At 46.7% G+C, this 15,290-nt stretch carries 10 protein-coding genes and 1 pseudogene; 9 read left to right on the forward strand and 2 right to left on the reverse strand.

The window, feature by feature from the left end:
• Nucleotides 1-79: pseudogene (locus tag RO21_RS12770) on the forward strand (IS1595 family transposase); the annotation flags it as partial.
• Between the two features lie 192 nt (nucleotides 80-271).
• On the forward strand, nucleotides 272-1,201 hold the full coding sequence (locus tag RO21_RS05105; protein ID WP_047976738.1) for a LysR family transcriptional regulator: 930 nt from the start codon (nucleotides 272-274) through the stop codon (nucleotides 1,199-1,201).
• Between the two features lie 52 nt (nucleotides 1,202-1,253).
• Here the strand turns inward: RO21_RS05105 and pyrG are convergent, their stop codons facing one another.
• A complete protein-coding gene (gene pyrG / locus RO21_RS05110; RefSeq protein ID WP_047976720.1) occupies nucleotides 1,254-2,891 on the reverse strand; it encodes a glutamine hydrolyzing CTP synthase in 1,638 nt (545 codons plus the stop codon).
• Nucleotides 2,892-3,065: 174 nt separating this feature from the next.
• Between pyrG and metG the strand changes: the two genes are divergently transcribed.
• The 7 genes from metG to RO21_RS05145 all read left to right on the forward strand — a co-directional run bounded on the left by metG (nucleotide 3,066) and on the right by RO21_RS05145 (nucleotide 13,501).
• Nucleotides 3,066-5,105 (forward strand): methionine--tRNA ligase, encoded by a 2,040-nt coding sequence (metG, locus tag RO21_RS05115; RefSeq protein WP_047976721.1) that lies wholly within the window; start codon nucleotides 3,066-3,068, stop codon nucleotides 5,103-5,105.
• Between the two features lie 106 nt (nucleotides 5,106-5,211).
• Nucleotides 5,212-5,631 (forward strand): nucleoside-diphosphate kinase, encoded by a 420-nt coding sequence (gene ndk / locus RO21_RS05120; RefSeq protein ID WP_047976722.1) that lies wholly within the window; start codon nucleotides 5,212-5,214, stop codon nucleotides 5,629-5,631.
• Nucleotides 5,632-5,664: 33 nt separating this feature from the next.
• Nucleotides 5,665-6,933 carry a tetratricopeptide repeat protein gene (locus tag RO21_RS05125; RefSeq protein WP_047976739.1) on the forward strand — a complete coding sequence of 423 codons (1,269 nt, stop codon included), beginning with the start codon at nucleotides 5,665-5,667 and terminating at the stop codon, nucleotides 6,931-6,933.
• A gap of 150 nt (nucleotides 6,934-7,083) precedes the next feature.
• Nucleotides 7,084-9,150 (forward strand): polyphosphate kinase 1, encoded by a 2,067-nt coding sequence (gene ppk1 / locus RO21_RS05130; RefSeq protein ID WP_047976723.1) that lies wholly within the window; start codon nucleotides 7,084-7,086, stop codon nucleotides 9,148-9,150.
• A gap of 161 nt (nucleotides 9,151-9,311) precedes the next feature.
• Nucleotides 9,312-10,832 (forward strand): fused PTS fructose transporter subunit IIA/HPr protein, encoded by a 1,521-nt coding sequence (gene fruB / locus RO21_RS05135; protein WP_047976724.1) that lies wholly within the window; start codon nucleotides 9,312-9,314, stop codon nucleotides 10,830-10,832.
• A gap of 8 nt (nucleotides 10,833-10,840) precedes the next feature.
• Nucleotides 10,841-11,785, forward strand: coding sequence for a 1-phosphofructokinase (gene fruK, locus RO21_RS05140; RefSeq protein WP_047976725.1), 945 nt, complete (start codon nucleotides 10,841-10,843; stop codon nucleotides 11,783-11,785).
• 42 nt (nucleotides 11,786-11,827) lie between these two features.
• Nucleotides 11,828-13,501, forward strand: a complete 1,674-nt coding sequence (locus tag RO21_RS05145) for a fructose-specific PTS transporter subunit EIIC (protein ID WP_047976726.1) — start codon at nucleotides 11,828-11,830, stop codon at nucleotides 13,499-13,501.
• Between the two features lie 359 nt (nucleotides 13,502-13,860).
• Here the strand turns inward: RO21_RS05145 and RO21_RS05150 are convergent, their stop codons facing one another.
• Complete coding sequence (locus RO21_RS05150) at nucleotides 13,861-14,946, reverse strand: zinc-dependent alcohol dehydrogenase family protein (RefSeq protein ID WP_047976727.1); 1,086 nt, start codon at nucleotides 14,944-14,946, stop codon at nucleotides 13,861-13,863.
• Between the last annotated feature and the right edge of the window lie 344 nt (nucleotides 14,947-15,290).

Here is a 15,290-nt window from a genome sequence, read left to right on the forward strand (position 1 = left end):
TGAATGGCGTTTTAACCACAGTGAAATAAAAGTTCAATTTTCCATTTTAAAACAATTAGTAAAGCAGAATTTATTCTAGTTATCTAGTACAGCCCCTTGCTTTTAGTCGGAAAGACAATTCGCTTGCTGCAAGTTTAATCTCAAATAATTTCTGCCATAACTTTTATTCTCTTCGCAGACCGTTTTTTGCTTTATGTAAAAAAACAGATGAAACCGACCGCTTGTCGGGATAAAATTCATCATCCACTTAACCGGAATATATATTTTAATGATAAAACCAACCTTCCTTGAACTTCGCCATTTAAAAACGTTGATTGCCTTAAAAGAAACGGGGAGCGTGTCATTGGCGGCCAAACAAGTGCATCTTACCCAATCGGCGTTATCTCATCAGATTAAACAACTTGAGGAACAATACGATCTGATAATGTTTGAACGCAAAACCCAGCCTATTCATTTTACGCCCGCCGGCGAACGTTTGATTAAATTAGCCCACGACATTTTACCGAAAGTGGCGGAGGCGGAATTGGATTTAGTGCGTGTAAAACAGGGGGAAGTCGGAGAGTTACGCATTGCGGTGGAGTGCCATACCTGTTTTGACTGGCTGATGCCGGCGATGGATAGCTTCCGTAAAAATTGGGGGTTGGTTGAGTTGGATATTGTGTCGGGCTTTCATACCGATACGGTGGGGCTGTTGCTCTCCCACCGTGCCGATTGGGCGGTGGTGGCGGAGAAGGAAAATAATAGCGATATTATTTACAAGCCGCTTTTTGCTTACGAAATGGTGGGAATTTGCTCTAAGGATCACCCGTTGGCACATCAAGCGGTCTGGAATGCGGAAGATTTTGCAAATGAAACACTTATTCACTACCCCGTTCCGGACGATATGTTGGATCTGCTCCGCAAAGTGTTACACCCCGCGGGGATCAATCCTAACCGCCGTACCAGCGAACTGACCATTGCCATTATTCAACTGGTTGCCAGTAAAAGAGGGATTGCCGCATTGCCTTATTGGGCGGTGAAACCCTACTTGGAGCGAGGCTATGTTGTCGCCCGTAAAATTACGGAGGCGGGGCTATACAGTAATTTATACGGAGCGATTCGGGAAACCGACCAACATATTGCTTATATCGAGGATTTCCATAAAACCGTTACGGAAGAGAGTTTTGCTACCTTGCCGGATTTATTACGTCTGGAGAGCTGACTTTGCCGCAAAGAAAAAGCGGATTAAACTGATAATCCGCTTTGAGTTGCAATTAAGCTGTTTTTTGTGCTTGATGGGTTTTAGCCGCTTTGATAAAGCCCTCAAACAGTGGGTGTCCATCACGCGGGGTCGAAGTAAATTCCGGATGGAATTGTGCCGCAATAAACCAAGGGTGGTTTGGCACTTCAATAATCTCAACTAATTTGCGATCTGCCGACAACCCGCTCACTTTTAACCCTGCCGCTTCAATTTGCGGTAACAAGGTGTTATTGACTTCGTAGCGGTGGCGGTGGCGTTCAAAAATAGTGTCCGAACCATAGACTTGGCGGGCAAGTGTACCTTTCACAAGGTGGCACGCCTGTGCGCCTAAACGCATTGTGCCGCCGAGATCGGAGTCGTCCGAACGCACTTCCACATTCCCTTCGGCATCTTGCCATTCGGTAATCAACCCGACAACCGGGAATTGCGCTTCTTTGTCGAACTCGCTGGAGTTTGCCCCCGGCATTTTGGCAACATTCCGCGCATACTCAATCAAGGCAATTTGCATACCTAAACAAATGCCCAAGTAAGGAATGTGATTTTCACGGGCATATTGTGTGGTTAAAATTTTACCTTCTACACCACGATAGCCAAAGCCGCCCGGTACTAAAATCGCATCCAGCCCTTGCAGCACTTCAACGCCACGGGTTTCGACATCTTGTGAATCGATATATTTGATATTAACCGTCAAACGATTTTTTAGCCCTGCGTGTTTTAAGGCTTCGTTTACCGATTTGTAGGCATCCGGCAATTCAACATATTTCCCGACCATACCGATAGTAACTTCGCCCGTTGGATTAGCTTGCTGATAAAGCACTTGCTCCCACTCCGAGAGATCTGCCTCTTTGCAGGTTAAACGGAAACGATCGCAAATAAAATCGTCTAAGCCTTGCGATTTCAATAACGCAGGGATACGGTAAATGGAATCCACATCTTTGAGGGAAATGACCGCACGCTCCGGCACGTTACAGAATAAGGCGATTTTGGAACGCTCGTTTGCCGGAATCATTCGGTCGGAGCGGCATACCAGTACATCAGGTTGAATACCGATCGACAATAACTCTTTCACCGAGTGTTGTGTCGGTTTGGTTTTCACCTCACCCGCCGTTGGGATATACGGCACAAGGGTCAAATGCATAAATAGAGTTTTTCCACGCCCGACTTCCACCGCTAATTGACGCAAGGCTTCTAAAAACGGGAGCGATTCAATATCGCCGACCGTACCGCCCACTTCGACAATCGCCACATCGTGTCCTTTACCGCCGGCAATCACACGGGCTTTGATCTCGTTGGTGATATGCGGGATTACTTGGATAGTTGCCCCTAAATAATCGCCACGGCGCTCTTTTCGCAAAACTTCCGAGTAGATCTTACCGCTTGTAAAGTTGTTCGCCTTACTCATTTTGGTGCGGATAAAACGCTCATAATGCCCTAAATCAAGATCCGTTTCCGCGCCGTCTTCGGTAACAAACACTTCCCCGTGCTGAGTCGGACTCATTGTGCCCGGATCGACATTGATGTAGGGGTCAAGTTTCATCATCGTAACTTTTAAGCCGCGCGCTTCCAAAATGGACGCTAATGACGCAGCAGCAATGCCTTTCCCTAAAGAAGAAACAACGCCGCCGGTCACGAAAATATAATTCGTTGCCATACTATTGCCTTGTGCGATTAATAATTGATAAGAATTTGATAAAAGGAATGGTTCATACCATCAGGACGGGAGCATAGTTTACAGTAAATCGGCGTGATTAGCTAGTCGTTTCGGCTAGGAAAAACGCCCTGTTTCCGCTACAATTCCCCCTAAAATTGTGATAGAGAGAACACTATGTCAAATAACCCACGTAAAATGTTAGTAACCTGTGCGCTGCCCTATGCCAACGGCGCAATTCATCTAGGGCATATGCTTGAACATATTCAGGCGGATATTTGGGTACGCTTTCAGCGTATGCGGGGACACGATGTCCATTTCGTCTGTGCTGACGATGCCCACGGCACACCGATTATGCTTAACGCCGCCAAGCTAGGCATTACGCCAGAACAGCTTATCGAAAAAGCCAAAACCGATCACATTGCCGATTTTGCCGGATTTAACATTAGCTTTGATAATTATCATTCCACCCACAGTGATGAAAACCGCCAATTAACCGCAGCGATTTATCGGCAATTAAAGGCAAACGGTTTTATTAAAAGCCGCACTATTGCACAGTTATTTGATCCTGAAAAACAGATGTTTCTGCCCGATCGTTTTGTGAAAGGGACTTGCCCGAAATGTAAAGCTGAAGATCAATACGGCGATAACTGCGAAGTCTGTGCCTCCACATACAGCCCAATGGATTTAATCAACCCTCGTTCCGCCGTATCCGGTGCGGCTCCGGTGATGAAAGAGTCCGAGCATTTTTTCTTTGACCTGCCTCACTTTGAAGCAATGTTACAGGCGTGGACACGCTCCGGTTCGTTACAGCCGGAAATTGCCAACAAAATGCAAGAATGGTTTGAAAGCGGCTTACAGCAATGGGATATTAGCCGTGATGCCCCTTATTTTGGGTTTGAAATACCGGACGAACCGAATAAATTCTTCTACGTTTGGTTAGATGCGCCAATCGGCTATATGGCATCGTTTAAAAACTTGTGCGACCGTATCGGTTTAGACTTTGACGAATACTGGCACAAAGAGGCAAAAACCGAGCTTTATCACTTTATCGGTAAAGATATTGTGTACTTCCACAGTCTGTTTTGGCCGGCGATGTTGGAGGGTAGTGGCTACCGCAAGCCGACCAACGTGTTTGCCCACGGCTACGTTACAGTAGATGGGCAGAAAATGTCCAAATCCCGTGGCACATTCATTCAAGCCAGCACCTACCTCAAACACATTGATCCGGAATGTTTACGCTACTACTATGCGGCGAAACTCAACGATCGCATTGAAGATTTAGACTTTAATCTTGATGATTTTGTGCAACGGGTCAATAGCGATATTGTCAATAAATTGGTGAATTTAGCCTCTCGTAATGCCGGTTTTATTACAAAGCGGTTTGACGGCAAACTTGCCGCTGAATTGGCTGATCCGGCACTTTTCGGCGAATTTACCGCACAATCGGCACAGATTGCCGACTATTTTGAAAAGCGTGAATATAATAAAGCGATCCGAGAAATTATGAGTTTAACGGATAAAGCGAATAAATATATTGACGAAAAAGCCCCGTGGGTAATCGCCAAACAAGCGGGCAAAGAGGCGGAGCTACAAGCCGTCTGCTCAATGGGGTTGGAATTATTTCGTGTGTTAATCAGCTATCTCAAACCGGTGTTACCGCAGCTTGCCGCTCGTGCCGAAGCCTTTTTACAAACGGAACTGCGCTGGGATAATATTGACACCCCGCTATTTAACCACCAAATCGCCCCGTTTAAAGCGCTGTTTGCCCGTTTAGAGAAAAAACAGATTGATGCGGTGATTGAAGAAACCAAAGCATTATTTGCCGAATCTGCGAAAAAAGAGGATAAAATGACCGCTTGTCATACCAATATCGAACCTATTGCCCCTGAAATTACGATTGACGACTTCGCCAAACTCGATTTACGGGTTGCTAAAGTTTTAAAATGTGAAGCCGTGCCAAAGTCCGACAAACTACTCCGCTTTGAATTGGATCTCGGCGACCATACCCGCCAAGTGTTTTCCGGCATCAAAGCAGCCTATAACCAACCGACAGAGCTAGAAGGTCGCTTCGTGATTATGGTAGCAAACCTTGCGCCACGCAAAATGTCGTTCGGCTTATCGGAAGGAATGATTTTATCCGCCGGCACAGGCGGAGCGGATTTGTTCTTACTGTCCGCCGATGCAGGCGTTAGCGCAGGTATGCAGGTAAAATAGTCAGCAAGCGGTCGGTTACGCTGGAAAATGTGCAAACGTTCAGTCAAAGAGAGAGCGTAAATTTGCAAGGATTTCGCCTTAACCGACCGCTTACAAGGGAGAAACAATGAAGGAACAAACTTTAGCGATCATTAAACCGGATATGACTTCAAACGGCTTAATAGGTGAAGTAATAAGCCACATTGAAAAAAACGGCTTAACGATCAAAGCGTTAAAAATGGTGCAATTAACCACCGATCAGGCGGAAGGCTTCTACGCCGAGCATCAAGGCAAAGCGTTTTTTGACCCGCTGATTGCGTTTATGACCTCTGCACCGGTGGTGGTTGCCGTATTAGAAGGCGAAAATGCAGTGCAGAATTACCGAGAGTTAATGGGGGCTACCTTGCCGGAACAGCGTAAAATGGGGACGATCCGCAAAATGTTCGGGCAAAGTACCCGTGAAAATGCGGTACACGGCTCGGATTCCATTCAATCCGCTGCTCGTGAAATTGCCTATTTTTTTACCCCTGCTGAAATTATCCGATAAATATTGCCGCAAGGCGATAATCGTAAAAATACTATGCCGACACTTGAACAGAAAATTCAACATATTCGTGCCGAATTAAAAGCGCTGTTTTATCTTTATTATCGCCAAAAAGAGTATGCAAAGGCGCAGGATACGGCATTAGCGTGGCATAAAATATGCCCCGAAGAAGACGAACCGTTGAGTAATGCGGCAACCTGTGCGATCTATTGTGCCGAGTGGGATCGGGCGATTGATTATGCTCACCAAATTCTTGAGCGTGATCCGAGCTTTTTGAATGCCTATGATGTGCTATCCCACGCTTACTATTTCAAACGAGATATGGCGCAATGCCGTCAAGCCGGTTTGAAAGCACTCACTTTACGTGATGAACGGGTGATGGCAAACGGTGAATTACCCGAACTTCCCGTACCTCATTCAATGGGTAAAAATGTGATTGCCTTTTCGCTATTCGGGTCAGGGATTGAATATCTTGAGGGGGCAGTGCTGAATGCGCAGGTGGTTGGCACACTCTATCCCGGCTGGGTTTGCCGCTATTATATCGATCAAAATGTACCGGCTGATACAGTGGCAAGGCTACGTCAAAATAACGCTGAAATTGTATTGATGGAAGGTGAGTTGGCGGAGAAACTACCCGGTACGATGTGGCGCTTTTTGGCGATTGATGATTCGACCATTGAAAATGTGATCTTTAGAGATGTCGATTCGGTGATCTCTTGGCGGGAAGTCGATATCGTAAACGAGTGGATCGCCAGCGGTAAAACTTTCCACACCATTCGGGATTCCGGATCGCATACCGAGCTTATACTTGCGGGGCTTTGGGGCGCAAAAGGCGGTGCGATTCCCAACATTACTCAAAAAATGCTGCACTATGCAGAAACGGAAGATTTAGATAGACGTTTTGCCGATCAGTTCTTTTTACGCCACGTTGTGTGGCAGTATGTCCACCAAAGCCTATATGCCTCTGACAGCATTTTTGGCTTTTTAAACGCTCACCCATTTCCCGATAATGAAGGGAACACCCCGACCGGCCACGTTGGCACGGTGGAAACAGCAAATATTATCAATGTCGGCTGTCATTACCCCGAAAATACCTGCGTTAAATGGCAGTTATTTAGTAAGATTGATCCGGTACCACGAAAAGACGGATCTTATCCGATTTTAGAGCAAGAACGTTTTATCTGTGAATACCAAGCGGTCGTGAAAGACAAAAAATTTGCAATTCCTTTCCCTAAACGCTATTGCAACGGCTTTGCCACCGATCACAGCAGAATGAAAATCGAACCGATAAACGATAGTGAATAAGCGTCTATCTGTTTGATTTTAAAATAAAATTTAGAATAGAACGATCTATTCCGTTTTTTCTGTCAACCTTTTTTTCTGATTGTCATCATTCTGTCATTTTTGTCAGTTATCTTTCTTCTGTTTATATCGTCAACGTGGGAGAATCATAAAATGACTGACTATAACCGCTTTCTTTGCCGTGAAATGAGTTTACTCGCCTTTAACCGTCGGGTGTTGGCACAGGCGCAAGATCCGAGTGTGCCGTTACTGGAGCGGCTACGCTTTTTATGTATTGTCTCTTCCAATCTGGACGAATTTTTTGAAGTACGGATTGCCAGTTTACGCCGAGAGAGCAAATTACACCCGCATCGGCTGCTCGACAGCGGCAAAACGCCCGCCCAAGCGATCACCCTATCCTCAATGGAAGCCCGCAATCTGATTAACGAACAGTACAGTCTCTTTAATGATGTACTTCAACCCGAATTAGCGAAAGAGGGCATTTATTTTTACCGCCGCCCGACTTGGACTGCCGAGCAACGCCAGTGGATCAGCGCGTATTTTGATCGGGAAGTATTGCCGATTTTAACCCCTGTCGGGCTTGATCCGAGCCACCCTTTCCCGAGGGTATTGAATAAATCGCTGAATTTTGCGATAGAACTTGACGGCAACGATGCTTTTGGCAGACCTTCCAGTATGGCAATTATACAAGCTCCCCGCATTTTGCCGCGTGTATTAAAGCTGCCGCCGGAAATTTGTCAAGGGGCGGACGGTTTTGTGCTGCTTTCCTCGATTTTACATTCCAATGTACATAAACTGTTTTCCGGAATGAAAGTGAAAGGCTGCCACCAATTTCGTTTAACGCGTGATAGCGATTTGAGTGTCGAAGCCGATAGAGAATTGCTAGATAATTTACGCACCGCCGTCCAAAGCGAGTTACACGACAGAGAATACGGCGATGCCGTGCGGCTGGAAGTTTCCGATCTCTGCCCTGCGCATATTTATGGTTTTCTGCTTGAACAATTTAAACTGACAGCCGATGAACTTTACCAAGTCAAAGGCCCTGTAAACCTTATTCGTCTGACGGCAGTGCCGGATTTGGTTGAACGCCCCGATCTGAAATTTCGTCCGATCAGCCCGGCTAATTTGCCCAAGCCCAGTAAAAACAGCTCGATTTGGGCGCGTGTCAGGCAAGCCCCTATCTTATTGCATCACCCTTATCAATCGTTTGATCCGGTGGTGCAGATGATCCGTGAAGCCGCCGCCGATCCTGATGTCTTAGCGATTAAAATGACGATCTACCGTACCGGTAATCGCTCTGAATTAGTGTCCGCCTTAATGAAAGCGGCGTTATCGGGCAAGCAGGTTACCGTGGTTGTCGAGCTAATGGCACGTTTTGATGAGGCAACCAATGTCAATTGGGCGCAGCAGTTGGAAAATGCCGGTGCGCAGGTAGTGTACGGCGTATTCGGCTATAAAGTGCACGCTAAAATGCTGCTGATTATCCGCCGTGAAAACGGGCAACTGAAACGCTATGCGCATTTAGGAACGGGCAATTATCACCAAGGCACATCTCGCATTTATACGGATTTCGGCTTAATAACCGATGACGAGCAGATCACCGATGATGTGAATACACTCTTTATTGAAATTACCGGCTTGGGCAAGCCTGCCAAGCTCAACAAAATCTATCAAAGCCCGTTTACACTACATCAGATGATGCTTGAGCATATCAACCAAGAGAAGCTCAATGCACAAGCGGGGAGATCCGCTCGGATTATTGCAAAAATGAACTCACTGGTCGAAACGGAAGTGATTGAAGCACTCTATGCCGCTAGCCAAGCCGGCGTGCAAATTGACTTAATCGTCAGAGGAATGTGTACGTTACGTCCGGGCGTGCCGGGGTTATCGGAAACCATTCGAGTGCGTTCAATCGTCGGTCGCCAACTTGAACATTCCCGAGTGTACTACTTTTACAATAATGGGGCGGAAAATACCTACATTTCCAGTGCCGACTGGATGGGACGCAACTTTTTCCGCCGCATTGAAACGGCAACCCCGATTGAACACCCCGACCTAAAAGCACGCGTGATTGAAGAAAGTTTGACGATGGCGTTAAAAGATAACACGAAAGCGTGGGAAATGCAGCCGGACGGCAGCTATAAACAGCTCGTGCCGAAAGAAAATGAAACACCGTTCAGCTTACAAGAAGGATTATGGCAAATGTACGGGCAGGCATAATTTGACCTATCAATCATCAATAGAGGCAAATTTTGTGATCTTTATCACAAAAATAGCGTTCTCTTTTGGCTAAAAAGCTTTAGCTAGATCGATTTAGCATAAAATAGAGTACAATTTACTATTATTTTATTTTTTAAATTAAATCCCATAAAGGAGTTTAAATGCTAAATCTATCAGCTAACAATATTTGCCTGAATAGCTCGGCACAAACTAAAGAGGACGCCATTCGCCTTGTTGCACAAGGGCTGATTGCCAACGGCAATGTGAATGAAGGCTATCAAAACGGAATGTTTGCCCGTGAAGCCCAAACCTCAACATTTTTAGGCAATGGCATTGCCATTCCGCACGGCACATTGGATACGCGTGAGTTGGTACAGCAAACCGGCGTGCAAGTTTACCAATTTCCGCAAGGGGTAGAGTGGGGCGAAGGCAATATTGCCTATGTGGTGATCGGCATTGCGGCAAAATCCGATGAACACTTAACCATTTTACGTCAATTAACCAGTGTACTGGGTGATGAAGCGGCTGCTGAAAAATTGGCTCAAACCCAAAGCATTGAAGAATTTATTGCGATTTTTCAAGGGCAAAGCACGTTGCCTGTGTTATCCGAAACACTGGTTTCCCTCAATCTCGACAGCAACAGTTTACTTGCCCTCACTGCTGTTAATGCGACTAACCTGCAAGAAAAGGGCTATGTTAATCAACAGTTTATCAGCGATATTCTCAACGATGAGCCGACTGCCTTAGGCGACAACCTTTTTGTCAATGATTGTGCTGGCGGCAATTTACACAACGGCATCGCGATTGCCCGTAATCAGCAGGGCAAAACTTTGCTCACTATTGCAATGAAGGACGATAGCCTTCAACCGATTTTATCCTGCCTATTGAGTGTCGAAGTCCGCCAACAGCTTACCCGTTTGTCCGCGGCGGAAATGGTAGCGTGCTTATCGGGCAAAGCCGTGCAAGCGGTCGGTTCTGCACAAGATCTTGCAAATACTGCGCCACAACCCACCGCTTGTGAACAGGACAAAGCCATCGGCACTTTCACAGTACGCAATGAACACGGCTTACACGCTCGTCCTTGTGCCGTGTTGGTGCAAACCTTGAAACCGTTTGAGGCAAAAGTGAGCGTGGAAAACCTCGATCGTCAATCTGCACCGGTCAATGCGAAAAGTACAATGCGAGTGGTCGCATTAGGTGCGACCAAAGGGCAACGCCTACGCTTTGTGGCGGAGGGGCAGGACGCTCAAGCGGCTTTACAAGCCTTACAGCAAGCCTTTATCAATGGGTTAGGCGAAAGTGTGAGCTTTGTGCCGAGTGTTGAAGATAGCATTGAAGTTGTCGGGCAAACGGCAATGCAAGCGGACGGTTTAAAGGCAAATATTGCAAATGAGAGCATTGCCTCAAACGAACAGGAAGCCACTTTCACTGTGAAAAACGAACACGGCTTGCACGCTCGCCCAAGTGCCGTGTTAGTCAATGAAGTGAAAAAATACAAAGCGACCGTACAAGTGCAAAATGTGGATCGCCAAAGCCCGCTCGTCAGTGCCAAAAGTTTGATGAAAATTGTCGCTCTCGGCGTACAAAAAGGGCATCGCCTACGTTTCGTGGCAAGCGGTGAAGACGCCGAGCAAGCCTTAGCCGGTATTGGCGAAGCGATTGCAAATGGGTTAGGCGAATAGGGGGCGAAATGACACAACAATTACGCATTGCGACCGTTACCCTTAACCCTGCTTTTGATTTAGTCGGGCGAGTGCCACGCATTGAATTGGGCGAAGTCAATACCGTTGAAACCTTAGGGCTTTACCCTGCCGGTAAAGGGATCAACGTGGCAAAAGTCTTAGCAGATTTAGGGCTTTGCCTGAGCGTGAGCGGTTTTCTTGGGCAGGATAATCAAGGGGATTTCGTCCAAACCTTTCAACAAAACGGCATTGACGATCAATTCTACCGGATTGCCGGCAAAACCCGCATTAACGTAAAAATCACCGAAACTGCTGCCGATGTAACCGATCTTAACTTTTTAGGTTTTGAAGTTTGCACGGGGGATTGGGTGAAATTTACCGCCCTGTCGCAACGTTGGCACGAGCAGTTTGATTTGGTGGCAGTGTGCGGCTCGCTCCCTCGTGGCGTAAGCCCAAACCAATTTGCCGACTGGCTGCAATCCCTGAAAGCTCAAGGGCTAAAAGTGGTACTCGACAGCAGCAATGCGGCTCTAACCGCCGGCTTAAAAACGCAGCCTTGGCTCGTGAAGCCGAACCGCCGAGAACTTGAGGTGTGGGCAAACCGCACTCTCACCACAATGGACGAGATTATTCTGGCAGCGCAGCAATTAAGCGCCGAAGGTATTGAAAATGTGGTGATTTCAATGGGCGAACAAGGCTCGATTTGGTTAAACCGAGAAGGCGTTTTGCAGGCACAGCCGCCACGTTGTGAGAATGTCGTCAGCACAGTCGGCGCAGGCGATTCAATGGTAGCGGGGCTGATTTACGGGCTTGCACAAGGCTGGAGCAAAGCCGATACCTTGCGTTTTGCCAGTGGTACGTCAGCACTTGCCGTTTCACAAAGTAATGTGGGGATCAGCGATAAACAGGCACTGGCAGAGATTATGGAACAGGTGCAATTAACGGCAATTTAGTCGCCCCTCTTTTAAATTTACACATCAAAGGAACAGACAGATATGAATATTTCGTTTATTTTCCCTGCCCAACTGGGCAAGGCACGGGCGTTTTTAGCGGAGCAAATGCTTTCCCGTGCCGCACAAGCACAAGGGCATAACATTGTGCCTGCCGAGCAGGCGGATTTTATCCTGCTATTTGACGAACAAGTGCCGGCAGTTGCGGTTGGCAAGCAAGGGGCGATCGTGAGTTTGGCACAAGCCTTGCAAGAGCCTGACGGCACACTCATGCAAGCGGTCGCTTCTGCACAATTATTTGCAAATGCGACATCAGCAGAAACGTCGAGCCGTGTTAAAAATATTGTGGCAGTTACCGCTTGCCCGACCGGCGTGGCACATACATTTATGTCTGCCGAAGCCATCGAGCATTATGCGAAAGCGCAAGGCTGGAATGTGAAAGTCGAAACCCGTGGGCAAGTGGGAGCTGGCAATCCGATTTCGGCTGCGGAGATTGAAGCGGCGGATTTAGTGTTTGTGGCGGCGGATATTGACGTGGATTTGGACAAATTCAAAGGTAAACCGATGTACCGCACCTCAACCGGCTTAGCGTTAAAGAAAACGGCGCAAGAATTTGACAAAGCCTTTGCCCAAGCGCAAATCTATCAAGGCGGTAATACGGCAACTGCGCAAGCTGAATCGGCGCAGGGCGAGAAAAAAGGTGTGTATAAACATCTGATGACCGGTGTTTCACATATGTTACCGTTGGTCGTCGCAGGCGGTTTGCTGATTGCGATTTCCTTTATGTTCGGACACGAGGCGTTCCAAGATGCCGCCATTGCTTTCGGTTTACCAAAAGCGTTAATGGATATTGGTGGCGGTGCGGCGTTCCACTTAATGATTGCCGTATTTGCCGGTTATGTTGCCTTTTCGATTGCCGATCGACCGGGCTTAGCGGTCGGTTTAATCGGCGGAATGCTCGCCACCAGTGCAGGAGCAGGGATTTTAGGCGGAATCGTTGCGGGGTTCTTAGCCGGTTATGTGGTGAAGTTCCTCAATCAAGCCATTCAGTTGCCGCCAAGTTTAACCTCTCTCAAACCGATTTTAATTTTGCCGTTATTAGGGGCGGCGATTGTCGGGCTGGCAATGATTTACTTCATCAACCCACCGGTTAAATTGGTGATGGATAGCTTGATTGAGTGGTTAAAAACAATGCAAGGCAGCCAAGCGGTTGTGTTGGGCATTATTTTAGGCGCAATGATGTGTGTGGATATGGGCGGGCCGGTGAATAAAGCGGCTTATATGTTCGGCACAGGGCTGATTGCCTCCGGTGCGGGCGCGGTATCTTCGCCGGCTTATATGCCAATGGCGGCGGTAATGGCTGCCGGTATGGTGCCGCCAATCGGTATGGCGATTGCCACTTGGATTGCAAAACGTAAATTTACTACCAATCAGCGAGATGCCGGTAAAGCCTCGTTTGTATTAGGATTATGCTTTATTTCTGAAGGAGCGTTGCCGTTTGTAGCCGCTGATCCGGTGCGTGTGATTGCCTCTTCCGTGTTGGGTGGTGCAACTGCCGGCGCTATTTCGATGGCGTTAGCGATTGAACTGAAAGCTCCTCACGGCGGATTATTCGTCATTCCGTTTGTCTCACAGCCTCTTATGTATTTGGCGGCGATTGCGGCGGGAGCAGTGGTAACCGGCGTTGTTTATTCAATGATTAAACCTAAAGCAGCGTAATTTTCCGTCAAAACGGCGCTGCCGATGAAATAATATCTGCGCCTTAACGGTAGGCATATGATCTATAATAAAGGCGCAGAGTATTTTGATTGTAAAATCGTAGGATTAGCTCGCAAATACTAGGCGATTGTTGAGATATAAAGGGAGGAACGCCACGCTAGTTTCATCATAAAATCTAAGCATTTCAAGATGGTATTAAACGGATGCAAGCATTACTTCCCTATCTGTCAGCTTTCATTTCGCTTTGCGTATCTGCGATATAATGTCGAAAATTATGCTATCTCAGCATAGACAAGCGGGTCAATTCGCCGTTTATTTTGCAAAATAAACGGCGATTTTCCTTTTGTATCAAAACCTGATTAACGCATTTCGATGATTACTTTCATCGCTTTTTCATCAGAGGCGTGTTTGAACACGTCGTATGCTTTTTCCATTTCGCTAAAATTGAAATGGTGGGTCGCCAGTTTCTCAAGGGGCAGTTTGCCGCATTGGCAGGATTTCAACAACATACCGGTGGTATTGGTATTCACTAGCCCTGTGGTAATGGTTAAATTTTTGATCCACAATTTTTCAATTTCAAAGTTCACCGATTGACCGTGTACCCCGACATTTGCCAAGTTGCCCCCTTCTTTGACCACTTTTTGACAAATATCCCACGTTGCCGGTAAACCGACCGCTTCCATTGCACAATCGACCCCACGTTGTTCTGTAATCGCTAAGATTTTTTCAACGGCATTTTCTTTGGCGGAATTGATGATATGGGTCGCGCCCAGCTCTTTGGCAAGGGCGAGGCGATTGTCGTCCATATCCACCACAATGATGGTAGAAGGTGAGTAGAATTGTGAAGTCAGTAAGCAACCCATTCCGATAGGGCCGGCACCAATAATCGCAATCGCATCGCCCGGTTGAACTTGACCGTATTTTACGCCGATCTCGTGGCTGGTCGGTAAAACATCGGAGAGGAAAACCGCAACATCGGTATTGAGGTTATCAGGCAGTAAAAATAAGGAATTATCGGCGAAAGGCGTACGCACATACTCGGCGTGTGTACCGTCAATCATATAGCCCATAATCCACCCGCCTTGTTTTTGGCAATGTGCATAAAGTTGTTTTTGGCAGTTCTCACAAGAGCCGCATTTACTTACACAGGAGATAATCACCCGATCGCCTTTTTTGAAGTTTTTCACCGCACTGCCGACTTCCTCAACAATGCCGATCCCTTCGTGCCCTAAAATACGACCGTTCCACTGCCCCGTTTTCTCTAACACGGTATTTTCGATTTCCGGATTTTTGCCTTTCCAAATGCCTAAATCCGTACCGCAAATGGTGGTTTTTTCCATTTTAATAATGGCATCGGTAGGGTCAATGATTGTTGGGATTGGGCGATCTTCAAAGCGAAGATCGTTTGCACCGTAATAAGTCATTGCTTTCATTGTTCTGCTCATAGGGAACTCCTTAATAATCGCATACTTTAGCTGTAATAACCGATGTGCGCATACTTCTACACGCCGATATTTTAACCGATAATGTTATGCTAATCCAACGATAAATATACATTTAAAAAACAAAATATTAACAAATTGATTTCATTGCTATTTTAGGCAAAAGCAGTAACTGATCGGTGTAGAGTTGTTGAGATGAACACATAAAAGCCCAATCAATACCCCTTTATTTGCTGAAGTGAGCATAGAAAAATGTAGGAAAGAGCAATGGCAGAGGAGTTTCGCAGGCGTGAGCTGAATGCATAATAATTTTAGGTATGAAACCTGTCGCCCTTTTAAAAAGATCA

Source organism: Muribacter muris, from assembly GCF_001038205.1.
Lineage (GTDB): Bacteria > Pseudomonadota > Gammaproteobacteria > Enterobacterales > Pasteurellaceae > Muribacter > Muribacter muris.

Excerpts from the sequence above, each read along its gene's own strand:
- fruK (WP_047976725.1), top strand. The coding sequence starts at position 10,841 with ATGACACAACAATTACGCATTGCGACCGTTACCCTTAACCCTGCTTTT.
- fruB (WP_047976724.1), top strand. The coding sequence starts at position 9,312 with ATGCTAAATCTATCAGCTAACAATATTTGCCTGAATAGCTCGGCACAA.
- ndk (WP_047976722.1), top strand. The coding sequence starts at position 5,212 with ATGAAGGAACAAACTTTAGCGATCATTAAACCGGATATGACTTCAAAC.
- ppk1 (WP_047976723.1), top strand. The coding sequence starts at position 7,084 with ATGACTGACTATAACCGCTTTCTTTGCCGTGAAATGAGTTTACTCGCC.
- RO21_RS05145 (WP_047976726.1), top strand. The coding sequence starts at position 11,828 with ATGAATATTTCGTTTATTTTCCCTGCCCAACTGGGCAAGGCACGGGCG.
- RO21_RS05150 (WP_047976727.1), bottom strand. The coding sequence starts at position 14,946 with ATGAGCAGAACAATGAAAGCAATGACTTATTACGGTGCAAACGATCTT.
- pyrG (WP_047976720.1), bottom strand. The coding sequence starts at position 2,891 with ATGGCAACGAATTATATTTTCGTGACCGGCGGCGTTGTTTCTTCTTTA.
- metG (WP_047976721.1), top strand. The coding sequence starts at position 3,066 with ATGTCAAATAACCCACGTAAAATGTTAGTAACCTGTGCGCTGCCCTAT.
- RO21_RS05125 (WP_047976739.1), top strand. The coding sequence starts at position 5,665 with ATGCCGACACTTGAACAGAAAATTCAACATATTCGTGCCGAATTAAAA.